Source organism: Pseudomonas cucumis, assembly GCF_030687935.1.
In the GTDB taxonomy this organism is placed as follows: Bacteria; Pseudomonadota; Gammaproteobacteria; order Pseudomonadales; family Pseudomonadaceae; genus Aquipseudomonas; species Aquipseudomonas cucumis.
This window is the reverse complement of the sequence record NZ_CP117454.1, coordinates 3,292,330-3,319,292: the sequence shown is the minus strand read 5'-3', so window position 1 is coordinate 3,319,292 and position 26,963 is coordinate 3,292,330. Positions and strand designations below refer to the sequence as shown.

The window sequence follows — 26,963 nt, the reverse complement described above, 5'->3', positions numbered from 1 at the left end:
GTTTCGCAACGCGGATGAAGTGTCGATCCACCGACTGGCACAAAGACTGCATTCATCCCTTCAGCCATCCTGAAAAAGATGGGCAGCCCACTCGATCAACGAAGATCGACCGGCCGAGCAGGTCGTGGGCAACATCGGTGGATCAGGCGAAGGCGCCAGGTCGAACACCGCGAAGAACAGGCAAAGACGCCTGGAACCGAAAGGTTTCAGGCGTTTTTTTTTGCTTTTTTAACCGTGATTGGCTTTGGCTGGGTGCTTACTATGAATTCCAATGTTGCCGCGTTGAACAAACTGCAAACACTGATCGTGATCGGCAATGGCATGGTCGGACATCATTGTGTCGAGCAGCTCATCGAGCGCGGCGCCCTCGACCATTACCGCCTGCATGTCTTCAGCGAAGAGCCGATGCGTGCCTACGACCGGGTGCATCTGTCCGAGTATTTCGGCGGTCGCGATGCCGAGTCGCTGGCCTTGGGCGAAGCCTCTCTGTACCAGACGCCGGGCGTCACCCTGCATCTGGGCGTGCCGGTGCTGGAAATCGACCGCGCCCGGCGCCAGGTGATCACCGCACAAGGTTGCGTCGCTTACGACAAACTGGTTCTGGCCACCGGTTCTTATCCTTTCGTTCCGCCTATTGAAGGTGCAGAAGGCGACTCGCGCCTGGTCTATCGCACCCTTGAGGACCTCGACGCGATTCGTGCCGCGGCGGCCAATGCCCGGCGTGGCGTAGTAGTCGGTGGTGGCCTGCTCGGTCTGGAAGCCGCCAACGCCCTGAAAAGCCTGGGCCTGGAAGCGCATGTGGTGGAATTTGCCCCGCGCCTGATGCCGGTGCAACTGGACGAGCAGGGTGGCCTGGCGCTGAAGGCGCAAATCGAGCGACTCGGCGTCGGTGTGCACCTGTCCCGTGGTACGCAGTCGATCAGTGCCGGCGAGCAGTACCGCTACCGGATGAATTTTACCAATGACGAATTTCTCGAAGCCGACCTGATCGTGTTCTCCGCCGGCATCCGCGCTCAAGACGCGCTGGCCCGCCAATGTGCGCTGGACATCGGGCCGCGTGGCGGCGTGGTAATTGACGATCAGTGCCTGACCAGCGATCCGAACATCTACGCCATCGGCGAGTGTGCCGCCTGGAATGGCAGCCTCTTCGGTCTGGTCGCCCCCGGCTATCAAATGGCCCGTGGCGTCGCGACGCTGCTGTGCAATCAAGTGGCGGAGCCGTTCCAGGGCGCCGACATGTCGACCAAGCTCAAACTGCTCGGCGTCGATGTCGGCTCCATCGGCGATGCCCATGCCCAGACGCCGGGTGCGCGCAGCTATCAATTCATCGATGAAGCCACGGCCAGCTACCGCCGCCTGGTGGTGGATGTTGACAGCAAGCGTGTGCTCGGCGCGGTGCTGGTCGGCGACAACAGCTATTACGACACCCTGCTGCAATACATGCAGAACGGCATTGCCTTGCCGTCGGAACCGGCCAGCCTGATTCTGCCGTCGTCCACCGGCGCGCCAACCCTGGGCCCGGGCGCGTTGCCTGAGTCGGCGACAGTGTGCTCGTGCCATAACGTCACCAAGGGTTCGATCTGCTCGGCCATCGACGGTGGCTGCACCGACCTCGGCCTGCTCAAGTCTCAGACCAAGGCTTGCACCGGTTGTGGCGGTTGCGCGGGGCTGCTCAAGCAAGTGTTCGAGCATGAACTGATTGCTCGCGGCGTCAGCGTCGACAAGAGCCTGTGCGAACACTTTGCCTACACTCGTCAGGAGCTTTATGCGCTGGTTCGGGTAGAAGGGGTGATCACCTTCGAAGAACTGCTGGCCAAGCACGGCCGTGGCCACACCGGTTGCGACGTGTGCAAACCGGCGGTGGGCTCAATCCTCGCCTCGTGCTGGAACCAGCCGATCATGGACGCCTCGCTGGTGCCGTTGCAGGACACCAACGACACCTTCATGGCCAACATGCAGAAAAACGGCACCTATTCGGTGGTGCCGCGCATCGCCGGGGGCGAGATCACGGCCGACAAGCTGATCGCGATCGGCGTGGTGGCGAAGAAATACGACCTTTACACCAAAATCACCGGCGGCCAGCGGATCGACTTGTTCGGCGCGCAGTTGCATCAGTTGCCGGACATCTGGTCCGAGCTGATTGAGGCCGGTTTCGAAACCGGGCACGCCTACGGTAAATCGACCCGTACCGTGAAGTCTTGTGTGGGCAGCACCTGGTGCCGTTACGGCGTGCAGGACAGCGTGAAAATGGCCCTGACCCTCGAGGATCGCTACAAAGGCCTGCGCTCGCCGCACAAGCTCAAGTTCGCTGTTTCTGGCTGCACCCGTGAATGTGCTGAAGCGCAGAGCAAGGACGTGGGCGTGATCGCCACCGAGAACGGCTGGAACCTCTACGTGGCCGGTAACGGCGGCATGCGCCCACGCCACGCCGAGCTGTTCGCCACCGACCTCGACGATGCAACCCTGATCCGTTACATCGACCGGTTCCTGATGTTCTACATCCGTACCGCCGACAAATTGCAGCGCACCTCGGTCTGGCGCGAAAGCCTGGAGGGTGGCCTGGATTACCTCAAGGACGTGATCATCAACGACAGCCTGGGGCTTGGCGCGGAACTCGAATCGCAGATGCAACTGGTGGTCAACCGCTACGAATGCGAATGGGCCAATGCCCTCAAGGACCCGGAAAAACTCAAGCGCTTCCGCACCTTCGTCAACGATCAACGCCCGGACCCGGACATTCATTTTGTTCAGGAGCGCGGTCAACGTCGGCCGATCATGGCCGCCGAACTCAACCTTATCCCTGTCACCGAGGAGAATGCCTGATGAGCCAGTCCACTACCCAGCGTGTCGAAGCCCCTGCAATCGCGGCCAATGCTCAGGTCTGGCAGGCGGTGTGCAGCCAGCAGGATCTGGTCAGCAACTCCGGCGTCGTCGTCTGGCTCGACGGCGCGCAGGTGGCGCTGTTCTACCTGCCGCAGGCCGAGGGTCGCACCCTTTACGCCATCGACAACCATGATCCGCAATCGGGCGCGAACGTCATCGGCCGCGGACTGATCGGCAGCCTCAAGGGTGATCTGGTGGTGGCGTCGCCAATCTACAAACAGCATTTTCGTCTTGAAGACGGCAGTTGCCTGGAGTACCCGGAGCAGCGCTTGCGCGTATGGCCGGTGCGCCTGAACGCCGGCGTCGTGGAAGTCGCGGCGGCTTGATTGCTGCCCTGAACCGTATCGGAGAACGTTGATGAAGACAGCCGCACAGTTGCTCAAACTGAAAGTCGTGCAAAACCAGCAGGTGCACAGCATCGCACCGGATCAGATGGTCCTCGATGCCCTGAAAATGATGGCCGAGAAAAACGTCGGCGCGTTGCCCGTCATCGAAGGCGGGCAGGTGGTCGGCGTCATCAGTGAGCGCGACTATGCGCGCAAGGTCGTGCTCCAGGGCCGTTCTTCGGTCGGTACGCCGGTGCGCGAGATCATGAGCGCGCCGGTGGTGACCGCCGACAGCCTGCAGAGCATCGAGCGTTGCATGGAGGTCATGACCGACAGTCATTTGCGCCATCTGCCCGTGCTGGAGAGCGGCGAACTGATCGGGCTGTTGTCGATTGGCGATCTGGTCAAGGAAGCCATCGTCGAGCAGGCCGATTTGATTCGGCAACTGGAGCACTACATTCGCGGGCATTGAGCCCGCTGTGTCACCCGAATGACAAGGTCCAGGCGATAGGGTGTACCGCAGGTCGTAAAAAATCGGTTTTTGTGAAAATAAGCTTAAGTAACCAGTTGGAACAGTCGATAACCCTAATAGTTGACCATACACACGCCGCCATGGGGATTAATTGAGTGTCCATAAAATTACGTTTGATCCTGTTGATCGGCACCAGTTTGCTCACCGCCCTGATCGTGAGTCTGGTCAGTTATCTGGGCAACATCCGGATGGCTGAAGCGGTGAGTGACAATGAAGTCAGCATGACCGCGCTGCGCAACCACCTTGAAGCCGACATGATGCACGATGCGCTGCGAGCCGATGTGTTGTCCGCAATGCTGGTAGGGTCGGGCAAAAACACCAGCAGCAAGGCCGAGGTGAGCAGTTCGCTCAATGAGCATGCCGCGCATTTTCACAAGATGCTCGGTGACAACCTCAAGTTACCGGTCAACGACACCCTCAAAGCGGCGCTGGACAAAATCCAACCCAGCCTTGAGACATACATCAGCGCCGCCGAGCGCATTGTCGGGCTGGCGCTGGATGATCCGGATGCCGCACAACAGCAACTGGACACGTTCAATAATGCGTTCAGCCAACTGGAAGATCAGATGGCAGCCCTCAGCGAGCTGATCGAAACCAACACCCATCAGACTGACGCCAGCACAGGAAAAGCCATCAGCAGCGCCAACTTCACTCTTGGCGTTGTACTTATCGCCAGCTTGTTGTTGCTGCTCGCCCAGGGACGCTGGGTCATCCTGAGCATCATGGGGCCGTTGCAGATCGCCAGTCGCATTGCCGAGAGCATCGCCCATGGCAACTTGAGCGAACCTATTGTCGAGCCCACCCGCAAGGACGAAGCCAGCACCTTGATTCGCAGCCTGGCGACCATGCAGCGCGACCTGCGCGGCATGATCGAGGTGGTTCGCAGCAACGCCCACGGCGTGAGCGGCATGAGCCAGCAATTGAGCAGCGGCTGCCATCAGGTCGCGGGCAGCAGTCAGCAGCAAAGCGTCGCCGCCAGCACCATGGCCGCAGCCGCCAGTGAGATGACCGCGAGCATCGAGGAAATCACCCAGCATGCCGAGCGCGCACTGGACATGGCCAACCAGGCCGAGGAACTGGCCAAGGACGGCGGTCGGGTGATTCATCAGGTGGTCAGCGACATGGACGGGATTGCCCGTTCCGCGCAGCAGTCGGCCCAAGTGATCCGCACCCTGGACAAGGAGTCCGAGGGGATTTTCAGCATCATTCAGGTGATCAAGGGCATCGCCGATCAAACCAACCTGCTGGCACTTAACGCCGCGATCGAGGCCGCTCGCGCCGGTGAACAGGGCCGTGGTTTTGCCGTGGTGGCCGATGAGGTGCGCAGCCTGGCGGGCCGCACCAGCGCCTCCACACAGGAAATCGCCGCCATGGTCGCGCGCATCCAGCAAAGCACCCGTGAGGCGGTCACCAGCATGGAAGCGGGCGTCGCACAGGTCGACAAAGGCATGGCGGTGACCGCCGATGTCGAGCGCGCCATCCGCGAAATCCTCCAGGCCACCCTCAGCACCACTGAGCTGGTCAATGACATCAGCCGCACGATCGGCGAACAGAGCCTGGCGAGTAACGAAATTGCGCACCAGGTGGAAATGATTGCCGGCATGTCCGAAGGCAACAGCAAGGTCATCAATCAGACCGCTTCGACCACCGATGAGCTGTCCACCCTGGCGGGCCAGCTCTCGCAGTCGGTGGATCGGTTTCGCCTTTGAGGCATTGGCTGGCCCTGTTCCTCGGGGCCAGTCAGCTCATCCAGTTGCCGCCATCGACGTTATAGGTCTGCGCCACGATGTAATTGCTCTCGGCCGATGCCAGGAATATCGCCATACCGACAAGATCATCTGCCGTGCCCATGCGTCCATAGGGTACTTCCTGACCCGCCAGCCTTTTCTTTTCACCGAGCGGCCGGTTCTCATATTGGGCGAACAGTGCATCGACACCATCCCAATGCTCACCGTCCACCACGCCCGGCGCGATGGCGTTCACGTTGATGTTATGGGGAATGAGATTGAGACCGGCCGATTGCGTGAGGCTGATCACCGCTGCTTTGGTCGCGCAATACACCGCGACAAGCGCTTCACCGCGTCGACCGGCCTGACTGGCCATGTTGATGATTTTGCCGCCGTGGCCCTGGCGGATCATCTGCTTGGCCGCGGCCTGTAGCGTGAACAGAGTCCCGGACACGTTGATCGAGAACAGCCGTTCGTAGCTGTTGCGAGAAATCTCCGTAATTGGCGCGAGATCAAACAGTGCCGCGTTGTTGATCAGGATATCGAGCTTGCCTGTGGTGGCGATGACCGCCGCGATGGCACCGTCGATTGATTGCTGATCGGTCACGTCCATCTCGACTGCATAGGCATTTGGCCCCAACTCGGTTGCGGTGGCTTGCGCCCGTTCCAGGTTGATGTCTGCGATCGCAACCGTAGCACCTTCACGGATGTAGGCTTGCGCGAACGTTCTCCCGATGCCTCTGGCAGAACCGGTGATAAGGGTGCTTTTTCCTTCTAGACGTTTCATTTTTTCCATCCAATCGTTAGAGCTAAAAGAGACGCCCCCATTGAGGGCATTAAAAAGGTCGTTAGTCTGTGACGAACCCTGTGGGAGCGGGCTTGCCCGCGAAGGCGGCGTGTCAGACGACATCAATGTTGAATGTGCCGGTCTCTTCGCGGGCAAGCCCGCTCCCACAGTGATTGCGTCAAGTCGTTACTACTTGGGATAACCAGCGCGCTTCATCTCGCGTTCGGTGGCCTGCTGGGCCGATGCCAGAGCCTGTTCCACCGGCATCTGCCCGGTGAGCGCCGCAGACAGCAGCTTGCCGACCGACGTGCCGATGGCCTGAAACTCAGGAATGGTCACGTACTGGATACCGACGTAGGGCACGGGTTGGACTGACGGGTGCGCTGGGTCGGCGTTCTGCATCATTTTCAGCGTGACACCGGCGAAGGGCGCGGCCTGCAGATAAGCGTCGCTGTAGGTGGACATGCGGGTGCCCGGCGGTACGTTGGTGATGCCATCCTTCTCGGCGACCAGTTGGATGTATTCCTTGGAGGTCGCCCAAGTCACAAAGGCTTTGGCGGCTTCTTTGTGTTTGGACGTCGCAGGGATGGCCAGCGACCAGGCATAGAGCCAGGACGAACCTTTGTCGGTGACTTGCGTGGGCGCCGCGACGAAGCCGACCTTATCGGCCACCTTGCTTTGAGTGGTGTCGGTGATGAAGGAGCCCGCGACGCTGGCATCGACCCAGATCGCGCATTTTCCGCTGTTGAACAGCGCCAGCGTCTCGTTGAAACCATTGCTCGAAACACCCGGCGGGCCGTACTGCTTGAGGGTGTTGACGTAGAAGTTGGCGGCGGCGGTCCATTCCGGCTCGTTGAGTTGCGGCTGCCACTGCTCGTTGAACCAGCGCGCACCAAAAGCGTTGGACATGGTGGTCAGCAGGGCCATGTTTTCACCCCAACCGGCCTTGCCGCGCAGGCACATTCCATACTGCTCTTTATCCGGCTGATGCAGCTTGCCGGCGAACTCGCCAAGCTGCGTCCAGGTCGGGTGCTCGGGCATGATCAGGCCGGCGTCCTTGAACAGGTCGGTACGGAAATAGGTGATGGTGCTTTCGCCATAAAATGGCAGGGCGTAGAGGGTGTCGTTGACCGACAGTCCCTGACGAACCGAGGGGAAAATATCCGCGAGGTCATAGCTGGCGGGCAGATCTTTCATCGGCTCCAGCCAATGCTTGGCGCCCCACAGCGGTGTTTCGTAAGTGCCGATGGTGAGCACGTCGAATTGACCACCCTGGGTGGCAATGTCGGTGGTCAGGCGCTGACGCAACACGTTCTCTTCGAGTACCACCCAGTTGAGCTTCACGTCCGGGTGCAGTTGTTCGAATGTTTTGGACAGCCGCTGCATGCGGATCATGTCGCTGTTGTTCACGGTGGCGATGGTCACCGTTTCGGCAGCCTGGCAGAGCAGGGCAGAGGACAGGCCGGCGGACAGAAAAAACGCGCTTGGAATGATCTTCATCGTGTTCTCCGCTCTGCGCCTTGGCGGCAGAGGCTCTTATTGTTGTTGTAATCCACGGTGCGGGTCATCGCCGCAACGGGATGACCACAGGATTACAGCAACCCAAGCGGTGAACAAATGAACGGCATACGTGCCACTGATACTTTTTTAACCACGCAGGAGCATGGAAAAAAAGTATCAGTGGTCGCCATACAGCGCGCTAGGCTTGCCGTCTGTTTAGGGTGAATCTGATAACAGCGCCTTGGCGTTTCGAATCAGCTTCGACTCGTCCCGGGCTTCGCGGTAGCCTTGATAAAACCAACAAAAATGGAATCGCCAGGGTGATGAACCATCACGTAACCGCAGACAAGCCGCCAGCGCTTGAAGTCATTCTGAACGAGCCCCAGCACAGCTTTCGTTGGTATGAGCATGACTATCCCTTCGACCTTGCTCGCTGGAACCATCATCCGGAGTTCGAGATCCATCTGATCCGCGAAGGCAGTGGCCGGCTATTGGCCGGTGACTACATCGGCCTGTTCGAAACCGGCCATGTCGCCCTGATCGGCCCCGGCCTGCCACACGACTGGATCAGCGACCTGGGCAAAGGGGAGGTGATTGCCGGGCGCGACGTCGTGTTGCAATTCGATGGTCAGATGCTGATGCAACTACGCGACAAGATCCCTGAACTCAGCGAATTGCAAAACCTGTTTCGCCTGGCGGCCCAAGGCATCCAGTTTCATGGCGCTACCCGCAAGAGCGCGGCCCGACTGCTGGAAGACATGGGCCAGTGCCAAGGATTGCAGCGGTTATGCCTGTTCCTGTCGTTGTTGCAGTTGCTCGCATCGGCCCCCGACAGCGAGCGGCAGACGCTCGCCAGCCTGCAATATGCGCCGATGCTCGACGCATTAACGACCCAGCGCATGAGCATTGTCTTCGACTACATCCTCAACGATCTCGCGGATGAGCTGCGGATGTCCGTCATCGCCCAGCGCCTGGACATGAACGAACCGGCCTTCTCCAAATTCTTCAAACGCGCCACTGGCCACACCTTCGTCGACCTGACGCGCAAACTGCGCGTCCAGCGTGCCTGCCGTTTGCTGGCGCAAAGCAGCTTCAGTGTTGCGGATATCTGCTTTGAAGTGGGGTATGCCAACCTGTCGAATTTCAATCGACACTTCCGCCATGAAATGCAAGAGACGCCCAGTCAATATCGGCAGCGGTTGCAACGGGTGGTGGCGGTCAGTCATTGAAAGGCTGCGATCTTTTCGGGGCACAAAAGCCGACACTTATCTTGCGACAGGTAGCGTTTTTTGTGGTGCTGAAGTGTTAGGCTCGAAAGCGACCGGCTATTGGCGATCGCGCATCTCGAATTTTTTTCCTCGAGTTCTTGACATGCCTTTCGAACCAGTCCAGAATTGCGTCCATTCCTGCTTAGGGAACACGAAAACCCCTTAGATTTCAAAGGGTTGGATGCTAGATTAGAATCTTGTTTCCAGATACGAGTTTACACGTTTGATGTTGTGCTACTACATCAGATGTTTGAGGCCGAATAGCAAAATGGTTATGCAGTGGATTGCAAATCCACCTACGCCGGTTCGATTCCGACTTCGGCCTCCACTTTAAACGAGCTCCGTAGATCCATGATCTACGGAGCTTTTTTATTTTCGCAACCCTGCAAGATTTAGTCTTGAAAAGGATCTTTGCGAACTTGCTTCACCGGGGCGGGATGTATATATTTCCCCCTCTGTTGCACAAGCGTCAGAACTGCCAGCCTCGTTATTGGTTAGTTTTAAGACTGCTTTACCGCGCTACCGCCCGAATGGCGAAACTGGTAGACGCATGGGACTTAAAATCCCCCGCTCGTAAGGGCGTGCCGGTTCGATTCCGGCTTCGGGCACCATCTTGCATTCCACAGAGCGCTTTTGAGTTCTTTGGAAGCCTTGAAAAACCTGCCTTCTGGCGGGTTTTTTCGTTTTAGCATTCCGTCGGAATCTCGCCCATTCTTCTGGAATCCAGTCATTTAGAGGGTAAAGCTAGGAATAGTCTTTGGTTCGATTAAGAACAGTACCCTTATGTCGCGCACAACTGCTCCGCTTACCGACGCTGCTTGCCGTTTAGCCAAGCCAACAGACCGTCCCTACAAGCTTTTCGACGGCGACGGTCTCTATCTCCTAATCCAACCAATGGCCGTAAAGGCTGGCGTCTCAGGTACGTAAAGCCTGACGGCCGGGAGGGGTTGACCTCCCTCGGCAGCTATCCTGTGATTGGCCTTGCCGATGCGCGCCAGAAGCGTTTAGATGCGAAGCGGATGCTCGCAGACGGCATTGATCCCGTTGAGAACAAGCGTAAAGCCAAAACAGAAAATGCTGTCAACGGCCGTACCTTTGAAAGCGTCGCGTTGGACTGGCACAAGAACATGTCGGCCAGATGGACACCCGACCATTCCAAGAATGTGTTGAACCGTCTGAATAACTATGTTTTCCCGTTTATCGGTGCTCGCGCGATTGCTGATCTCGATACTTATGATCTGATGCAACCTTTACGCTCAGGGCAATGCGCTAAAGACCTCATGTGCGGCTGACGCTTTTCTCCCACCCGATTTCCTTTTCCAGGCTGATATTCAAGCGCTCGTGAATTGTTGGTTTCGCTGCGCGAAGCTGGCAACTCGGCTCGCTGGATATGCCTTGCCGTATTCGAAACACAGGGAATTACCCAGGGGTGATGAAGGCGCGTGTTTGTTTTTGAAAGGGAGGGTCAGGCGTAGTTGATCCGATCGGTGTAGGCGTTCTGGGTCATTTTGCGTTGATAGTCGCAAGGCGTTGTACTGACCAGTTTCTTGAAGTCGCGCAGGAAGTGCGATTGATCGGAAAAGCCCAGGTCGAGGGCCAGCTCCGAAAACGATACATCGTGTTGGGTATTGAGGGTGTCCAGAGCTGCCTGGCAGCGGATGATTCGGCAAAAGGTCTTGGGTGACATGCCGGTGTCCTGGCTGAACTGTCGGTGCAGCGTGCGACTGGTGTACCCGCTGAGTTCTTCCAGTTGCTGAATACGAATATCACCGCGGTGGCGCAGTGCCTGCTGAATGACCATGGCCGTGAGTGTTGACGTTCTACCCATCAGGCGCGGGGCGAGGTAGTCGTTGAACAGTCGCATCTGATCGCCCAGCAGCGGTGCTTGAACGATATTTTCGAAGATGCGCTGGGCGAACCCCGAAACCTCCAGCAGGTCGAGTTCCCGTTCGGTCAATTCTTCTGCCAGCACATTGATAAATCCGGGAATGACGCCCGGTGAAAAGCGCACGCCAAAGTAGTGATGATTCTGGTGTAACTCGACCGCTTGGGCAGCCAGCGGCGTGCCACAGATCCGGGCGGTAGGGCGTGTTGCATCACAGTCGAAAACAATATCCACGCAACCGTCCGGCACGGCCAGCAGGTTGGCCGACTGAGCCACATCGAAGGCATAGAAATGCGAGATCGCCGGGTGTTCGGAGGGCATGACCGAATACCGTGAAGAGTTGAGCACGAACCAGGGCTGTTCGTTCGCAGTGTGGTGCCTGGGAGGCGGCGCGCACTGTTTGATCATGGTTGCACCTTCGATGAGCAGCGATACGGAAGTTTTCACGCATTAATCACGCCAACTGTTGCGCGCCGGCCAATCGGGCATGTCCGAAATTTACAATACCGCCGAAAAACGCGCCCTGATACTCGAGGTCGACAGCGTGGAGCTGCGCCTACCGCAGCGATATCACCTTCAGCCCGAGAACAACTATGTCTACAAATACAAAAATCGACTTCATCTACCTCTCCGAGCAGGACATGATCCGCGCGGGCGTGACTGACATGCTGGCGTGCGTGAACACCATGGAGGAGATGTTCGGCCTGCTCTATGCCGGTGACTATCGCATGGCCGGTCCGAACAATGACTCCCATGGCGCGATGGTGATCTTCCCGCAGGATTCACCCTTCCCGAACATGCCCAAGCCCACGGCTGACCGACGCATGATGGCAATGCCTGCCTACCTGGGCGGCAGCTTTTGCACCGCAGGCGTGAAATGGTATGGCTCCAATATCGCCAACCGCGAAAAAGGCCTGCCGCGCTCGATTCTGATGTTTACCTTGAACGACCCCGACACCGGCGCACCGCTGGCCCATATGTCGGCCAACCTGCTGTCCGCGTACCGCACCGGTGCGATTCCCGGCGTGGGGGCGCGCCATTTGGCACGCAAGGACTCGAAAGTCGTCGGCCTGCTCGGCCCGGGTGTGATGGGCAAGACCACGCTGGCGGCATTCATCGCGGTATGCCCGCATATCGACACACTGAAGATCAAAGGTCGTGGCCAGAAGAGCCTCGATAACTTTATCGCCTGGGTCAAGGAAACCTATCCGCAGATAACCACGATCGAAGTGGTCGACACCCTTGAAGCGTTGGTCCGCGACTCCGACCTTGTTACTTATTGTAGCTCCGGTGAGGTGGGCGATCCCACGACCTACCCAATTGTGAAGCGCGAATGGGTCAAGCCAGGTGCCTTCCTGGCGATGCCTGCCTCCTGCTCCCTTGACGACGGGATGGAACAGCGCGACGTACGCAAGGTGCTGGACAACACCGGTCTCTACCAAGCCTGGTTTGAAGAACTGCCCAAGCCTGCGCATCACTGCGTGCCGGTGATTGGCGTGCGCTTCATGGACATGATTGCCGAAGGCAAGATGCAGCTCGATGAAGTTGAGGACATCGGCAAGATCATTGCCGGCGCTGCGCCAGGCCGCAGGGACGATGAAGAAATCATCATCATGTCGGTGGGGGGCATGCCCGTGGAAGACGTGGCCTGGGGCACGGTGGTGTACCGCAACGCCATCGAAAAAGGCATCGGCGTCACCTTGAACCTTTGGGAAACCCCGGTTCTGCGTTAAGCCATCCATCCCTTATTTTGAAGAGGCATTCCACATGACAAACATCATCAAGCTCAAGACCGGTTCCCCGTTTGAAGACCAGGCCAGCTATTCGCGCCTGGTGGTCGTGGACAACTGGATCTACGTGTCCAACACCGCAGGCCGCAACCCGCAGACCAAAGTGATTCCGGAAGATATCCTCGAGCAGACGCACCAGGTGTTTGCCAACATCGAGACGGCCCTGGCGGCAGTCGATGCGAGCCTGGCGGACGTGGTGTGTTCGCGGGTGTTCATCCAGGACCCCAAGGATGTACCGGCCGTGATGGCCCTGATCGGCGAAAAGTTTCGCGGCGTTGACCCGGCCAGCACCGTCACCTGTCCGCCCTTGGGGTCGACGGTCTACAAGGTTGAGCTGGAAGTGACGGCGTATCGGAACGCGTCGAAGGCGCACGTTGAAGTCATTCGCCTGTCGCTGTAACTGTCACGCGGTCGCGCGCAGGCGTGGCTTACTTCATTCGCTTACCGAGTCTTGATCATGGCACCCACAATAGCGCCCGTGAATACGTCTACCGTGTTTCCCTCCGCCACCTCCGTCGTCATCATTGGCGGTGGGATTATCGGCCTGACCGCTGCGTTGACATTGGCCGAACGCAATATCGCGGTGGTGGTGCTGGAAAAAGGCCATATTGCCGGTGAGCAGTCGTCACGCAACCTGGGCTGGGTACGCAAGACCAGCCGCCACGCGGCCGATATTCCCCTGGCCCTCGCCGCGGACCGCTTGTGGGCGAAGATGCCTGAGCGGGTAGGGGCGGATGTCGGGTATCGCCAGGAGGGCATCATGTTCGTGGGCCGCAACCCCTCGCAGATGGCGATGCATGAGGGATGGCTCAAGTCGGTGGAGCATTTGTCACTGGATTCACGGCTGCTCAGCAAGCGCGAAATTGGCGCGCTGGTGCCAGGCGGCGTGGGTGACTGGGCCGGCGGCATCTTTACGCCATCCGATGCGCGTGCCGAACCGACGCTGGCAAGCAGCGCTATCGCCAAGGCAGCGCTGGACATGGGGGTGGTGATTATCGAGCAGTGCGCGGTCCGGACGCTGCAGATGTCCGCCGGTGTGGTCAGTGGCGTGGTCACGGAGAGAGGTGAGATTCGCTGTGATCATGTGCTGCTCGCAGGGGGGATGTGGTCACGGCGCTTTCTGGGCAACCTCGGTGTGTCGTTGCCGACCTTGCCCTTGACCTGCTCGGTGCTACGTACTCGCCCAATGGAAGGGCCGACGGAAATTGCTGTCGGCGCAACTGACTTTTCGTTTCGCAAACACAAGGACGGCGGCTTCATCATTACCCAGCGCGGCAAACTGGATGCCTTCCTGACGCTCGATCACCTGTTGCTCGCCAAGCAATACATGCCGCAGTTCCGTGCGCAGCGCAGCGTTTTGAACGTGTCGTTGGGTAAACCTTTTTTCAATGACCTGGCGCTTGCCCGGCGTTGGAAATCCGACAGCGTCAGCCCATTTGAACGCGTCAGGGTGCAGGACCCGGCCGCCAACCCGCGGCTCAATAACGATGCAATGAACAACCTCATTGCGGCCTGGCCGGTGTTTGAACAGGCGCGGATCGCCCAGGCCTGGGCAGGCACTATTGATGTCACGCCGGATTCGAACCCGGTCATAGGGCCGGTCGCGCAGATTCCGGGGCTGACCGTGGCCACCGGCTTCTCGGGGCATGGCTTCGGCACCTCGCCGGCGGCAGGCCACCTCGCGGCGGATCTCGTCAGCGGTCATGCGCCGATCATTGATCCAAGCCCTTATCGGTTCGATCGTTTCTAGGTCGACTGGCGCTATGCACTAAGGAAAAACCGATGCCATCCGAAAGCTGTTTCTTTACCAACCGCTCAGGCTTGCGCCTGCACTTTCTGCGGTGGGGCGAATCGACCGGCGTGCCCCTTGTGCTGTTGCATGGCTTGCGGGCCTACGCACAAACCTGGGAATCGCTGGTGCAATCTCTGGGAGCGGGCTACTGCATCTATGCCTTGGACCAGCGCGGTCGAGGACTGAGTGATTGGGCATCGCCCGACAGTTACCACACGCAGTCGTATGTCGAGGACCTTGAAGACCTTGTAGCCATGTTGGCTTGTCGCGTTTTGTATTGCTGGGGCACTCATTAGGGGGCGCCAACGCCCTTGAATATGCGCGGCAAAATCCGCGACGGTTGATTGGCTTGATGATTGAGGACATCGGTCCCGGCTCTTCAAGCCAGGGCGATGGTGCCGCGCGCATTCGCCGCGAGATGAGCCAGACGCCTTTGCAGTTCGAGAGCTGGGAGGCGGCCCGCGCATTCTGGCAGGCTTCGCGCCCTGGCCTGTCGGAACAGGGCCTGGCGTTAAGGCTCGCTCATTCGATGAAAGAGAGCGAGGGCGTGATCAACTGGCGTCATGATCAGCAGGGTATTGCCGAGGCGCGCCTGAGTATCGAGCCGACAGACCTGTGGCCGGCGGTGCGCGCACTGGATTGCCCGACCCTGTTCATTCGTGGCGGCCGCTCGGACTTTCTGCCGCCCTCGATGCTGCAGGCGATGAGCGCCAGCAATCCGCACGTTCGAACGGCGGAGGTCGCTGGTGCCAGTCACTACGTACATGACGATCAAGGAGAGGTGTTCAACCGGCTGGTCGCGGGCTTTCTCATGAGCCTTGCGATCCCCGCCCAATGAAATCCACGGTACGTCTGATTGCGCTGCTGGCTTCGCTGATGGCCCACGCAAGTTACTTACGTAGGCGCTTACGTTCTTGATTGTGGCACCTGCTTCGTTATGCCATCCAGGTTTATCACGACGCCTTGGGAGAACGATTTGAAAGCCGTGATTTTTGATTTTGTCGGTACCCATCGGGCGACGAATCAATCTTTGCCAGCGTTCGAATATAAACTCGCCATAGCTCGCGCAGGCGTAGCCCTCGCGGGATATGGCGGTGCTGGACAGGGCTAATCGACGGCTTTAACCATGTCTTCGATGACTTTCTTGGCGTCGCCGAAAACCATCATGGTCTTGTCCAGGTAGAACAGTTCGTTGTCCAGACCGGCATAGCCGCTGGCCATCGAGCGCTTGTTGACGATGATGGTCTTGGCCTTGAACGCTTCCAGAATCAGCATGCCGGCAATCGGCGATTTCGGATCGTTCTTGGCCGCCGGGTTGACCACGTCGTTGGCGTTGCGCGCGTACAGTGCCGAAGCGTCTGCCGCGACTTCACCGGCCAGGTTGGTCGGGCCGCAAATTGTCACGCCATTCTCGACCACCACCTGATCGGCCACGGTCAGCGGGCAGTTGCCGCCCTGGGCTGCCGCGAGGTCGATGACCACCGAGCCTGTCTTCATTTGCGCCACGGTTTCCGCGCTCAACAACGTCGGCGCCTTGCGGCCCGGGATCAGTGCCGTAGTGATGACGATGTCAGCCTGCTTGGCGCGTTCGTGCACGGCTAGGGCCTGGCGTTGCATCCAGCTGGCCGGCATGGGACGGGCGTAACCGCCGACACCCACGGCGCATTCGCGCTCTTCATCGGTTTCGTACGGCACATCGACGAATTTCGCACCCAGGGATTCGATCTGTTCCTTCACCGCAGGACGCACGTCGGACGCTTCAATCACGGCACCCAGACGTTTCGCTGTAGCAATCGCCTGCAAACCGGCTACGCCAGCGCCAAGAATCAGCACACGCGCCGCTTTCACGGTGCCCGCAGCGGTCATCAGCATCGGCATGAAGCGTGCATAGTGGTGAGCGGCCAATAGCACGGCTTTATAACCGGCAATGTTCGCCTGGCGCGGAGGCGGCCAGGGAGAAATTTGCCAGTAAGGAGCAGGACGTTGGATCAGCCTTTCGCTGTATGGATTTCAACCGCGACGCACTCTTTGTCGCAGCCAAAACGTAGGTTTCGCCAGCGACTACGGATCGCGTTGCGGCTTGACTGACTGGCATTAGGCCCGGAATGGGCCATCGGAGATTGCCAGCAATCGGCCCAGCGGTTGATCAGATCTTCACGTTACTTCCCTTCGAAGGTCTTCTTTGTCGAGCCTATAGCGTGATGCCCGAGATAGAGAGTTTACCTATTTCGGTTAATTGGATAAACACAACCATTCAATAGGTACTGTTCATGATGAAGTGTCGAGGATTTTGGCGATTATAAGGGCTTGTTACTATGTCGCGCGCCAATGAATTGTTCGTCACGAACAGTGTTGTTCGTTTGGTCGCAGACCTTGGCGGGATTTATGTAAAAATATGCAAGAGGAAAGACATATGATCATTTAAAAGACTGACAAAAGCTAACGTTTTATTGAGCCAGTCAAGCACGAGGTCCGTTTTATATTGTTAGACAATTTCCGTTTTTGGGGGGGATTTCAAGACGCTAGCAAGAGAGCTGGGTTTGTTGTGTATATTCATTCGGGTGGGGGTGAGTTTGGTGCGACACTGATTTTATGAAAATTTATGGTGTTGCGATTGTTGCACTAAGTTAGTGCATCTGTTGTGAAAGGTTGGGATGTTGATTGACGTTTGCTTATCATGTTCTCCGCTGGGAGCCCAAGAATGATAAAAGAACTGGGGGCTTGCGGCAGTTAAGGCACAAGATCGTATAAAAAGGCCCAGGTGGCACAGGAGTTTTGTTATGGTTAATGAAAGGGATGGCGGAGGGTGTTATGGAAAATAACCATCCAGAGGTGCATGAAGTACTAGACATCTGGGGGGCTCTACAGTCGTTCATACGAACGGCCGCTCCCCTGAAGGTGGATATGATTCTTGAAGGGGAAACCGGTACCGGGAAAGACACGTTGGCGCGGCGTGCCCATCAACTCTCCGGGCGTTCAGGGCCGTTTGTCGCGTTGAACTGTGCGGCGGTGCCCGAGCAATTGGCGGAAAGCGAGTTGTTCGGGGTGATGGCAGGGGCTTTTACCGGGGCGCATAAATCTCGATCCGGTTACATCGAAGCCTCTGACAAGGGCACGTTGTTTCTCGATGAGATCGACAGCATGCCGCCGTTATTGCAGGCAAAACTGCTCAGGGTGCTGGAAATGCGTGGTATCGAGCGGCTGGGCTCGACGCGTTTCGTCCCCTTGGACCTGCGCGTTCTGGTGGCCACGCAAACCCCCCTGAAAACGCTGGTCGAACAGGGTAAATTCCGTCGCGACCTGTATTTTCGGCTGAATGTCATCACCGTCAAACTTCCGACGCTGCGCTCGCGACCCGACTTGATATTGCCCTTGTTCGAGCGCTTTACCTTAGACGCGGCATTCAAGCACACCAAGCCCGCGCTTCAAGCCACGGCCGATTTGCGCAAGCAACTGCTCAACCATCACTGGCCGGGTAATATCCGGGAGCTCAAGGGTGCTGCAGAGCGCTTTGTGCTGGGAGTTTCGCCCTTGCAGGGTGAGCATTATGCCTGCGAAGGAAGTACGGTATTGCTGAGGCCCCAACTGAGATCGTTCGAGAAGGCGCTTATTGAGGATTCACTTCTACGCCACTCCAAATGTATCGAGGCTGTTGTCAGCGAGCTGGGGATCCCCAAGCGGACCCTTTACCACCGCATGAAAGCTTTGGACATCACCTCTGCAAGCGATTGGATGGGGGGAGTAGTGCGTCTCTGAGCGGTTGCCAGGCATAGCCTCAATTCGTTCATGCACTGTTTTGGTTCTAAAACCTGGTGTTTATCAAACTCCCATTAGAGGAGTTCTGGAACCCCCGATGGATCAGTCGGAATATGGCCGTGCGTAAGCTCCTTTATGACGCAACCAATAGGCGTGAAAGACAGGAATTACCTTGGCATGCATTGATCTTTGGCCCGAGCAGACGACTTGGTCGATGGCTAATGATGCAGGCAAGGACTATCGGAATTTTTTGTCTCTGAGAAATATTGGAACCATTTTCTACGCACCTCCACTCATTAAGCGAATGTCATGTCGATGTTCAAAAAAACCTTCAATGATCAGGAGTAATAATTATGGCTGGTGGTGCTTCCCTTGGCGCTTCGATGGCTGCAATGACTAAGATGGACGCAACTGCTGCTGCGACCACTACGATGAATGCCGAAGCGCAATCCAACAAAATGATGACCGATACCGTGAACGGCATTTCCAGTGCTTATCAGGACTCGGCCACTAAAAGTCAGAACGCTATGCAGCAAACTGGTAAAGCGATCAACTACTAAGTTGTCGACAGCCCTGCCCGTATAAACGGGTAGGGCTGTAAGGTCAGCACTTTCAAGGAGCAGAACACATGATTTCTTCTTTGTTTAGTACCGCTTCATTGACCAGCAGCTTCAATGTTGCCGATTTCGACAGTGAAAATAGCGATACTGCCAGTAGCATCGCCTCTTTACTGAGCGACGTCTTACTTGAAAAGAAAGGCAGCGGTGCAACATTCGACAAGAAAAATCCGCTGGTCACCATGGTCGCCGAACATATGGACAAGAATCCGGAAAAGTTCGGAAAGCCTGACGATGCCACCGGCAGTGTGAACGGTTGGAAGGATGAGTTGGAGGAGGATGACTATCTCAGCGGCGATGAAAAGAAAGCCTTTGCCAAAGGGCTGGAGAGTCTGATCCAGGAGATGCTTGGTGGTGGCGTGGACAACGACTCCGGTGGGGTCGGCAGCAACAGTACGCAAAACGCCTCAGGCTCGCTGGACACCAACGACTTGCTGTCGGCCTTGCTCGGCAATCTGGGTGAAGAGACGCTCGACAATCTGCTCAAGCCGACCGGCGATTCTGTTCGCGACCAGCGTGGAGAGGTGGCGTTCCAGTCTGAAGACAAGGATGTGCTCAAGGAAGTGGCCCGCTTCATGGACATGCATCCGGAAGAGTTCGGCAAGCCGGATGGCAAGTCGAAGGACTGGATGGGCGAATTGTCCGAGGGCGATACCTACATGTCCCGTGCCGAAGGCGAGCAGTTCCAGAAAGCCATCGACATGATCAAGGGGCAGGTCAAAGACAATGCCCAAGGTAATGCGCTGGCGGCAGACATGCCGAATGCCGCTCAGAATTTCCTGAACGGTGGCGCTGGCAATACGCTGCAGACCGACGCCAGCATTGCGGCCGGCAACGTACTTTCCGTGCTGGTCCAGCAGTCATCCACCAGCGCCCGTGGTTGAGGGCAACACCCATGTCTTGGCAGGAGAAGCGTGATGGCGATTGCACGCATAACAGGTAGCCATGCTGAGGTATCCGGTTCTGAAATAACGTCAGACGGTGCTCCTGCCAAGGCAGACATCGCCTGGTTCAACGCCACCTTGCACCGGCCCGCCGAAAAACCGGCCAGTGCCGATCAGGTGGCCATACCGGCTTCGCAGGCCTCGCTGTCTCTACAGCGTTTCAGCGATCGTGCCGCACGGGATCTGGACCGGGCCTCGAGGTCCATCAACCCGCAAGACGCGATGAAGGCCAACCGCTCGTTGTCCTCGTTTTATCTGGAGAGTTTGCTCAGCGCAAAAATCGTCAGCAAAGCCGCACAGAGCGTGGAAAAACTCACCAGTCTGCAATAGGCATGAATATGCGTCTTAGAGTATTGAGACTGGCCAGCGTCCTGCTGCTGTCGATGTCGATGGCGGCCTGTGGCGACCGCATGGAACTGCATCGTGGCCTTTCCGAACAGGATGCCAATGAAGTACTTGCCGAGTTGTCGAACAAGCACATCGATGCACAGAAGCGCGTGGACAAGACCAGTGTGGCGGTTCTGGTTTCTGCGCAAGATATCTCGCGCGCAGTCCGGGTGCTTAGTGCCGTGGGTTTGCCGCGCGACTCGCATTCGAGCCTGGGCGATATTTTTCGCAAGGAAGGGGTGATCTCCTCGCCGCTGGAGGAGCGGGCACGCTACATCTACGCCCTCTCGCAAGAACTGGAACGCACGCTTTCGCAGATCGATGGCGTGGTGGTCGCGCGAGTGCATGTCGTGCTGCCCGAGCGCATTGCGCCGGGAGAGCCGGTGCAGCCAGCCTCCGCGGCGGTGTTTATCAAACATCGTGAGGATTTTGATCCGGACAGTGTCGTGCCGCGCATTCGCAGCATGGTCGCCAGCAGTATCCCCGGAATGGCGGGTGCCGATGAAAAGAAACTCTCGGTGATCTTCGTGCCTGCTGAAACCTATCAAGCGCAGCCGGACATGGTCAATTTCGGGTTGTTCGTCATCACCCGCGATCAGTGGGAGTTCTGGCAGTTGATTGTGCTGCTCAGCGCGGTAGGGCTGTTGCTGTTTCTGATAGGGCTGTTCGCGATGAAACCGCGCTGGCGCCAAACCATGATGGCTCGATTCAAGCCCGGCAAAGAACCCTTGAGTGACTCTCGATGAGTGTCGGAGCTAATACCGAGCTTTCACTCGACTGGTTGCGCTGGTGGGCCTATGGATGGTCGCACGCCCATCCCAGCTGGTGTCTGCAAGCGCGTATCGGTCTGGATGCCAAGCTGTGCACAACGGTTGGCCAGATTCGCTATTCATGGCTAAGCCACAAACTGGATGTTATGGCGCTGCCAGCGCAGAAACCGCGTCCAGCCTTGTGGCGTCTACTCCAGCTTGCGCCGGAGGGCCGGCAACGAGCCCTGGATCTGGCGGTTGCCATCTGCGGCGGTGGCGAGTCGGGCCCGACCCTGGACGATGCCGGTCATACATGGTGTCGGCGCATGGCCAAGGCTTTGCAGCCAGGGTACTGGATGCCCGAAGGGTGGCGCCATTACCCGCCTGAGGTGGCAGGTTTGTTGTTACTCAAGGCCTGGGTTGCAGAACCCTGTTGGGAAAAACTGCGTCTGGGATTTCCTCGTACAGCCGTCGAGGCGGTCGAGCGAATCACACTGCCAGCGATGCCGTTGTCCAGACTGGATGCAATGTGGGAGGCGGTCAGTTGGCACGTCTTTAATGTCATGGAGTAAGGGGATCAGACATGCTGGCCGTTCGCAAACTCATACTGGCCGGTGATTGCCAGCTCATTGGCGAGTCACTGTTGCGCCGCGAAACGATAGACGATTGTTTGCTGGCCAGCCAGGTCCTGGAGGCTGCCCGAGAGCAGGCACAAAGCATTCTCGACGCCGCGCTCACTGATGCGCGGGTGTTGCGCGAGGTCGCCGCTGAGCAAGCGCAGGCGCAAGTTTGGGAGCAAGCACAGGCTTTGCTCGACGACTGGCGAGCGCAGCGCGAACAGATGTGGGAAGGGCTGAATGAAACGGCTCGGCAGTTGCTCGACGAAGCCTTGCACACGTTACTCGGCGAAGTGCCGGAACCTGCGCGGATCGATGCCTTGCTGCGCCATCTGAAAGCCGCTCAGCCGCATGACGAAACCAGTGTGCTGCATTGTCATCCGGACCTTGCACAAGTGCTCGCCGAGCGCTTGCCTGTGCTTGGCCATTCGAACTGGACGGTACGCGCCGACCCGCAATTGCCCGCCGATGGTTTGAGCCTGCGGGCCAGTAGCGGTGACTTCAATCTGAGTTGGCAGGCCCTGCAGCGCTGGGTTCTGCCAGAGCAAGAGCGTCTCGAAAGCTGCGCTTGAGTTTCGGTCGATCCATCGAGCATGCGATGGAACCTAAGTGGGCGCCGTACCACTCATGAGAGAATCAAGAACCAGGAGTATCACCATGTTTTCTTTGGAAGCAATCCGACACCGTCTCGACAGCAATTTCGAGCGCACGCAACAACAGTTGGACAAATCTGCCGTAGAGATGGATGGCCTTTCCCCGGATGACTGGCACGCCTTCAACACCGCCATGCGTCAGACATCCACCGCCTCCTGGGCGGCGAATCAGGAGGTGGTGGTCAAGCACAACCTCGCCAAGGCAATCATCAATGAAATCCGCTGAGCTCAGTCTGACTGTCGAGCGTTGGCTGGACAGTGGTGAGCATTCGCTGAGCCTGGCGGTCGATAGCTCCCGGATGTCTTTGCAGCGACGCGGAGGAGGGGTGCTGTGCTGCGCGATGCTCAGCACGGTGTGGCGTGGCGACGATACTTCGCTTGAGGCTGCACTGCGTCTTTGCGGTCCCAGCCTTGGACGCTTTGCCGGTGCATTGGCGCTCGATCCCCAGGAACGTCGACTGTGTCTTTTGCAGCGCCTGATGAGCGATGACAGCTCGGCCATCATCCGTGCACTGGAGTCATTGGCCAATCAGCGCGATGTCTGGCAAGCGTTGCTCGCGCAAGCCCCTGCGGCGATTCGACGCCCGGACCGACCTACCTTGATGGGAAGACCTTATGTTTAAGCGACTTTGCTGGTTATCCCTGCTGGCTGCCCTGGCGCTACCGGCGATGGCGGGAGTCCCGGAGGACTGGCGCCAGTCGGCCTACGCCTACGAAGCGGTTGAAACACCCTTGTCGACAGTGCTTGCCGACTTCGCTGAGTCGTACGGAGTCAAGTTGAGCATGCATGGGGTTAACGGTGTGGTGAACGCAAAGATACGTTCAGCCAATGCCGAAGAGTTTCTCAACCGGTTGGCGCTGGAGCATCAGTTCCAGTGGTTTCTCTATAACGGCAAGCTGTATGTGAGCCCTCAGACCGAACAGGTTTCTCAGCGCCTGGAGATTTCCGCCGATGCTGCGCCCGACTTGAAGCAGGCTCTGACGGATATCGGTTTGCTGGATAAACGCTTCGGCTGGGGAGAGCTGCCCGACGAAGGTGTGGTACTGGTCAGCGGCCCCTCGAGTTACGTCGAATTTATCCGCGGCTTCAGCAAAGAGAAGGTCAAGCCTGAAGAGAAACAGCAGGTCATGATGTTCCCTTTGCGGTATGCCTCGGTGGACGATCGGGAAGTTCGTTATCGCGATCAGAGTCTGGTGATTCCGGGCGTGGCCAATATGCTTAACGGTCTGCTCGACAGCCGACGCATACCCGTTTCGCCGGTGGGTTTTCAAGACAGCATACAAGCCTACCAAGGCCTGGCAGACATGGCCCGGGAGAAAATCCAGACCCTGGCGAGCGGGCGAGATACGATCAAACCTCGATCCGTCGCAACTTCCGCGAGCAAGTCCAACAAAAAGGTGGTGGCTGACTCGCGTAACAATGCGCTGCTGATTTATGACGACCCGCAGAAGTACAGTGTCTATGAGAAGCTGGTCGAGCAGCTGGATGTTTCACGCAATCTGGTGGAGATCGATGCGGTAATTCTGGATATCGATCGCACCCAGTTATCGCGTCTGGAGTCGCGCTGGAACGCTCAGGCAGGAGCAGTCAGTTTCGGCAGTTCCTTGTTGACCGGTGGTACGTCGACGCTCTTTATCAGCGACTTCAAGCGTTTCTTTGCCGAGATACAGGCCCTGGAAGGTCAGGGTGTAGCGTCGGTGATCGCCAATCCGTCAGTACTGACGCTGGAAAACCAGCCGGCGGTGATCGATTTCAGCCGGACCGTGTATATCACGGCCACCGGCGAGCGGGTGGCGAACATTCAACCGGTCACCGCCGGCACCAGTTTGCAGGTGATTCCGCGAACCATACCCAATGGCGCGCAAAACCGCTTTCAGTTGATCATCGACATCGAAGATGGCCAGATCGAACAGAACGCCGACAGCACCACGCCTGGGATCAAACGCAGCAATGTCAGTACTCAAACGGTCATCAGTGAGAATCGATCGCTGGTCATCGGCGGCTTCCATGTCGATGAAAGCGGCGATCATGAGGACCGGGTTCCATTGCTGAGCGATCTGCCGCTGGTGGGGCCGTTGTTTTCCTCCAAACGCCGGGAAAACTCACGACGCGAGCGGCTGTTCATCCTGACCCCGAGGCTGATTGGCGACCAAGTGGACCCGGCACGTTACCTGGCAGCGGAGAACAAACCCCAGTTGGCGGCGGCGTTGGCGCACACCGGATCGCCGGGTAAGGACGCCCAGCTGCGCGATAAGCTGGCCAATGCCTTGGGTGAGTTGGTCAAGGGGCGCATTCCCGCCGGGGTCAACGCCGTGTCATCTGGCGCGGCGGTACGGGATCTTTGCAAGGTCGGCGATCAGCCCCTGGCATTCAGGCCTGGAAAGGGGCAGTGGTTCGCGGGAGTCGACTACAGTGTTGCCGTGGGTGTGGTGCGCAACATCGGCAAGCGGCCGCTTCAGTTCGAAGAGCAATCCTGTGCCGGGCCGCAGACGCTTGCGGTGACGGTCTGGCCGCATACCTTGTTGAAGCCCGGGGAGTCTGCTGAGGTTTTTATTGCCTTGCGTCCTGTTGCAGTTTCTGGTGTGCCGAGAATACCATCGAGAGTGTCATTATTGCCGTTGTGAAGAAAGATAATTAAGTTGATTAATTAATCATGATTCCATGTTGTTGCCTGTCCAGGTACTTCAATAATTAGTCTTACTATTGCGGGTGGCAGGAGCGATGAAAGTAAAGGGATATAAGTATGAAGGTTAACTATTTTTCTTTTTTGTTGATCGGGAGTCAGTTGCTTTTGAGTGGGTGTTCCTCTATAGGTACAACGAACTGCCATTCGTCTGACTGTGCAAGCCCCGTGTCTAATGAGCAGCAGTTGAGTGTTTGGTGGTCACCGGCTTTACGCAACGGACAGAGTGATTACAGTAGAGTGTTGCTGCATGAATGAAGTGATTATCCAAAGTGCCGATCAACACAGTTTCATTACCCATGTCGGTGATGGACGAGCCAGTGTCTGGCAATGGGCTCCCGGTATAGAACTTGTCTTTCGTGAGGAGGGTGTCGGTTGGGGCATTGCCTTGAATATTCGGCACAGTGCGCAACGACCGAACCTTTTTTCCGATACGTTGAAGCGCCGCTTTGAAGATGTAGAAACCTTCGATGGTTATTATATTTGCCTTGATAGCCAGCATACGTTCGTTATCTGGCATGCGCTGCCCTGCGAGCAGCGCTCCAGCGATGCACTGGAGCAATTCCTGGCTCAGGTGTTGGAACTGGCGGGTCTGAAACACTGAATCTGGCTCGGTTCCAGAAGGAACCGAATGCCATTATTTTGGCTCTTCACGGAATCCCGGGCAACACAGGTACAAGAACGCCGCTTTGATTGATGATGTTCGTGCGAGCAAACACATTTAACAAATCGGCGTTTTTTATGCGCGACATAATACCTTCCTTCCTTTTTGGGAGCGTTTTCTGTCGTCATGATCAAGCTTGATGGCGACGCGCTACAGATCGATCTGATTCCCCACTCTACTTGATTCCCTTCCTGTGGTGGATGCCAAAAGCCCTGTTTAACCACATATGAGTATTGCGAACGAGTCGTTTCGCTGTACTGCTTCGAGCAACAGGCGGGTATATCGCTGATGCTTGTCATTGTTCCTGTATTAAAAACTCCAACTGCAGAGACGGTGTTCCACAAAATAGATGGAACCATTTTAGCTTGATCGACCACTTAGCAGCGTATTTTATTGAGGTGTGCTATGAAAAATGCATTTGATCTTCTGATTGAGGGGTTGGTTAGAGACTATAGTATGTCTAGCTTGCCGAACAAGCAGCATGAAGATGAGGTCTATTGCTTCCAATTCGAAAGCGGAATTTCTATAAAGGTGTATCAAGACAAATTTAGATGGATATATTTTGTTGCTGAGCTTGGTGCGCTTAAGAAGGTGACTAGTGAGATTCTAATTGATTTGTTAAGCCTGAATGGTTTTAGCTTCAGAAAGCCGTTTTTCACATTAGGCTTGGGCAAAGATGGAGTCGGGGTTCTACATGCTCGAGTTCCTCTGATTGAAGTGAATAATGTCGAGATGCGTAGGGTTTTTGAAGATCTTCTAAGTGTCGGCAGCAATATTAAAAAAACTTATAGTTTTGTACAGTGAGGTAGATGAGTATGGGGAATATTTGCGGAACAACGAGTTCCCACAACGTATATAGCCCACCGGTTAGCCCAAGGCAGCCTTCAGGTTCTGGGGGGGGCGGTTAAGATGAGGCTTGGCGACTTTTTGGACAAGGGGGGCAAGGTGTATAAGGATGTCTCATCTGTTGCCTCCAATGGCATTACTGCTAATGCGCTGATTGTTACATTGCCGAAAAATAAAAAGGTGCGTGCGCAAATTATTAACGACTAGTCGACCCGAAAATTGCCCAGTGCCTTGTTTTGGAAGTTCATTACCTTCTCGACGAGCGCCTGAGCCTGCCAGTTATAGCGGGTATGGCGAGGGGGCAATGCCGCTGGGCAGTCTCCAGGTGTTTCCAATACACAAACCAAGGCGATAGTCGTTCTTCCGTCCCTTCCAAATTCTGACAGTGCTATATCTACAGATAGAACACTTAAGATCAGACTCTCTGCAAAATTAGTTGATAGTGAGGGGGCGGAATCCCTTTGCCTCTACCGATCAAGAACCCGATCTCGTTCTGCCGTCGGTTTGGGCCACTGATTATGGAGAACACTTCACCGACATGTTCAAACGCTGCTAT

Annotated in this window: 24 protein-coding genes, 2 tRNA genes and 5 pseudogenes; 27 read left to right on the top strand and 4 right to left on the bottom strand. The window is 57.0% G+C overall.

Features of this window, described 5'->3' with window-relative positions:
* The first annotated feature begins 261 nt into the window (after positions 1–261).
* The 5 genes and pseudogenes from nirB (at position 262) to PSH97_RS28595 (ending at position 5,450) form a co-directional block, all read left to right on the top strand.
* Positions 262–2,823, top strand: a complete 2,562-nt coding sequence (nirB, locus tag PSH97_RS15125; protein WP_305445618.1) for a nitrite reductase large subunit NirB — start codon at positions 262–264, stop codon at positions 2,821–2,823.
* Positions 2,823–3,209, top strand: coding sequence for a nitrite reductase small subunit NirD (gene nirD, locus PSH97_RS15120; protein WP_305445617.1), 387 nt, complete (start codon positions 2,823–2,825; stop codon positions 3,207–3,209). The genes nirB and nirD overlap by 1 nt, the downstream gene beginning before the upstream one ends.
* Positions 3,210–3,240: 31 nt before the next feature.
* Positions 3,241–3,681 (top strand): CBS domain-containing protein, encoded by a 441-nt coding sequence (locus PSH97_RS15115; protein WP_305445616.1) that lies wholly within the window; start codon positions 3,241–3,243, stop codon positions 3,679–3,681.
* A 155-nt stretch (positions 3,682–3,836) separates the two neighbouring features.
* Positions 3,837–4,544, top strand: a pseudogene (locus PSH97_RS28600) (MCP four helix bundle domain-containing protein); the annotation flags it as partial.
* A gap of 42 nt (positions 4,545–4,586) precedes the next feature.
* On the top strand, positions 4,587–5,450 hold the full coding sequence (locus PSH97_RS28595; protein ID WP_407682186.1) for a methyl-accepting chemotaxis protein: 864 nt from the start codon (positions 4,587–4,589) through the stop codon (positions 5,448–5,450).
* Between the two features lie 31 nt (positions 5,451–5,481).
* On the opposite strand, the gene PSH97_RS15105 is transcribed toward PSH97_RS28595, so the two are convergent.
* Together PSH97_RS15105 and PSH97_RS15100 are read right to left on the bottom strand one after the other, a co-directional pair.
* Entirely contained in the window at positions 5,482–6,255 is a 774-nt protein-coding gene (locus tag PSH97_RS15105; protein ID WP_305445613.1) for an L-iditol 2-dehydrogenase, read from the bottom strand.
* Between the two features lie 189 nt (positions 6,256–6,444).
* Positions 6,445–7,755, bottom strand: coding sequence for an ABC transporter substrate-binding protein (locus PSH97_RS15100; RefSeq protein WP_305445611.1), 1,311 nt, complete (start codon positions 7,753–7,755; stop codon positions 6,445–6,447).
* Between the two features lie 323 nt (positions 7,756–8,078).
* Here PSH97_RS15100 and PSH97_RS15095 point away from each other — a divergent pair, with 323 nt between their 5' ends.
* From PSH97_RS15095 to PSH97_RS15080, 4 genes and pseudogenes are all read left to right on the top strand, one after another.
* Entirely contained in the window at positions 8,079–8,984 is a 906-nt protein-coding gene (locus PSH97_RS15095) for an AraC family transcriptional regulator (RefSeq protein WP_305445609.1), read from the top strand.
* 293 nt (positions 8,985–9,277) lie between these two features.
* Positions 9,278–9,351 (top strand) — tRNA-Cys (locus PSH97_RS15090).
* 196 nt (positions 9,352–9,547) lie between these two features.
* Positions 9,548–9,634 (top strand) — tRNA-Leu (locus PSH97_RS15085).
* A 172-nt stretch (positions 9,635–9,806) separates the two neighbouring features.
* Positions 9,807–10,282, top strand: a pseudogene (locus PSH97_RS15080) (tyrosine-type recombinase/integrase); the annotation flags it as partial.
* A gap of 206 nt (positions 10,283–10,488) precedes the next feature.
* Here the strand turns inward: PSH97_RS15080 and PSH97_RS15075 are convergent.
* Entirely contained in the window at positions 10,489–11,316 is an 828-nt protein-coding gene (locus PSH97_RS15075) for an AraC family transcriptional regulator (RefSeq protein WP_305445607.1), read from the bottom strand.
* A 185-nt stretch (positions 11,317–11,501) separates the two neighbouring features.
* On the opposite strand from PSH97_RS15075, the gene PSH97_RS15070 reads away from it, so the two are divergent.
* The 4 genes and pseudogenes from PSH97_RS15070 to PSH97_RS15055 all read left to right on the top strand — a co-directional run bounded on the left by PSH97_RS15070 (position 11,502) and on the right by PSH97_RS15055 (position 15,328).
* Positions 11,502–12,641: a tyramine oxidase subunit B gene (locus PSH97_RS15070; protein WP_305445605.1), complete on the top strand. Its 1,140-nt coding sequence runs from the start codon at positions 11,502–11,504 to the stop codon at positions 12,639–12,641.
* Between the two features lie 34 nt (positions 12,642–12,675).
* Positions 12,676–13,098 carry a RidA family protein gene (locus tag PSH97_RS15065; RefSeq protein ID WP_305445603.1) on the top strand — a complete coding sequence of 141 codons (423 nt, stop codon included), beginning with the start codon at positions 12,676–12,678 and terminating at the stop codon, positions 13,096–13,098.
* Positions 13,099–13,155: 57 nt separating this feature from the next.
* Positions 13,156–14,448, top strand: coding sequence for an NAD(P)/FAD-dependent oxidoreductase (locus tag PSH97_RS15060; protein WP_305445601.1), 1,293 nt, complete (start codon positions 13,156–13,158; stop codon positions 14,446–14,448).
* Between the two features lie 32 nt (positions 14,449–14,480).
* A pseudogene (locus tag PSH97_RS15055) lies at positions 14,481–15,328 on the top strand (alpha/beta fold hydrolase).
* A gap of 269 nt (positions 15,329–15,597) precedes the next feature.
* On the opposite strand, the pseudogene PSH97_RS15045 reads toward PSH97_RS15055, so the two are convergent.
* Positions 15,598–16,428 (bottom strand): annotated as a pseudogene (locus tag PSH97_RS15045) (NAD(P)(+) transhydrogenase (Re/Si-specific) subunit beta); the annotation flags it as partial.
* A gap of 849 nt (positions 16,429–17,277) precedes the next feature.
* On the opposite strand from PSH97_RS15045, the gene PSH97_RS15040 reads away from it, so the two are divergent.
* From PSH97_RS15040 to PSH97_RS14980, 14 genes and pseudogenes are all read left to right on the top strand, one after another.
* Positions 17,278–18,246, top strand: coding sequence for a sigma 54-interacting transcriptional regulator (locus PSH97_RS15040; protein WP_407682152.1), 969 nt, complete (start codon positions 17,278–17,280; stop codon positions 18,244–18,246).
* A 353-nt stretch (positions 18,247–18,599) separates the two neighbouring features.
* Positions 18,600–18,806: an ATP-dependent helicase HrpA gene (locus PSH97_RS15035; RefSeq protein WP_260954414.1), complete on the top strand. Its 207-nt coding sequence runs from the start codon at positions 18,600–18,602 to the stop codon at positions 18,804–18,806.
* A gap of 68 nt (positions 18,807–18,874) precedes the next feature.
* Positions 18,875–19,747 (top strand): DNA-binding protein, encoded by an 873-nt coding sequence (locus tag PSH97_RS15030; RefSeq protein ID WP_305445594.1) that lies wholly within the window; start codon positions 18,875–18,877, stop codon positions 19,745–19,747.
* A 33-nt stretch (positions 19,748–19,780) separates the two neighbouring features.
* A complete protein-coding gene (gene sctI, locus PSH97_RS15025; protein ID WP_305445593.1) occupies positions 19,781–20,137 on the top strand; it encodes a type III secretion system inner rod subunit SctI in 357 nt (118 codons plus the stop codon).
* An 8-nt stretch (positions 20,138–20,145) separates the two neighbouring features.
* Positions 20,146–20,940 carry a type III secretion system inner membrane ring lipoprotein SctJ gene (sctJ, locus tag PSH97_RS15020; RefSeq protein WP_407682151.1) on the top strand — a complete coding sequence of 265 codons (795 nt, stop codon included), beginning with the start codon at positions 20,146–20,148 and terminating at the stop codon, positions 20,938–20,940.
* A complete protein-coding gene (locus PSH97_RS15015; protein ID WP_305445591.1) occupies positions 20,937–21,515 on the top strand; it encodes a hypothetical protein in 579 nt (192 codons plus the stop codon). The genes sctJ and PSH97_RS15015 overlap by 4 nt, the downstream gene beginning before the upstream one ends.
* A gap of 11 nt (positions 21,516–21,526) precedes the next feature.
* A complete protein-coding gene (sctL, locus tag PSH97_RS15010; protein WP_305445590.1) occupies positions 21,527–22,132 on the top strand; it encodes a type III secretion system stator protein SctL in 606 nt (201 codons plus the stop codon).
* An 85-nt stretch (positions 22,133–22,217) separates the two neighbouring features.
* The gene (locus PSH97_RS15005; RefSeq protein WP_007906128.1) at positions 22,218–22,439 is read left to right on the top strand and encodes an HPr kinase; all 222 of its coding nucleotides are present in this window, start codon (positions 22,218–22,220) and stop codon (positions 22,437–22,439) included.
* Positions 22,426–22,836 carry a type III secretion system chaperone gene (locus PSH97_RS15000; protein ID WP_305445587.1) on the top strand — a complete coding sequence of 137 codons (411 nt, stop codon included), beginning with the start codon at positions 22,426–22,428 and terminating at the stop codon, positions 22,834–22,836. The genes PSH97_RS15005 and PSH97_RS15000 overlap by 14 nt, the downstream gene beginning before the upstream one ends.
* Positions 22,829–24,838 (top strand): type III secretion system outer membrane ring subunit SctC, encoded by a 2,010-nt coding sequence (gene sctC / locus PSH97_RS14995; RefSeq protein WP_305445585.1) that lies wholly within the window; start codon positions 22,829–22,831, stop codon positions 24,836–24,838. Before PSH97_RS15000 ends, sctC begins: the two co-directional genes overlap by 8 nt.
* 309 nt (positions 24,839–25,147) lie before the next feature.
* Positions 25,148–25,501, top strand: a complete 354-nt coding sequence (locus PSH97_RS14990; protein ID WP_305445584.1) for a negative regulator of hrp expression HrpV — start codon at positions 25,148–25,150, stop codon at positions 25,499–25,501.
* 124 nt (positions 25,502–25,625) lie between these two features.
* Positions 25,626–25,810: pseudogene (locus tag PSH97_RS28695) on the top strand (hypothetical protein); the annotation flags it as partial.
* 156 nt (positions 25,811–25,966) lie between these two features.
* On the top strand, positions 25,967–26,365 hold the full coding sequence (locus PSH97_RS14985; protein WP_305445582.1) for a CesT family type III secretion system chaperone: 399 nt from the start codon (positions 25,967–25,969) through the stop codon (positions 26,363–26,365).
* A 105-nt stretch (positions 26,366–26,470) separates the two neighbouring features.
* Positions 26,471–26,614 (top strand): AvrPphF family type III effector, encoded by a 144-nt coding sequence (locus tag PSH97_RS14980; protein ID WP_305445580.1) that lies wholly within the window; start codon positions 26,471–26,473, stop codon positions 26,612–26,614.
* The last annotated feature ends 349 nt before the right edge of the window (positions 26,615–26,963 follow it).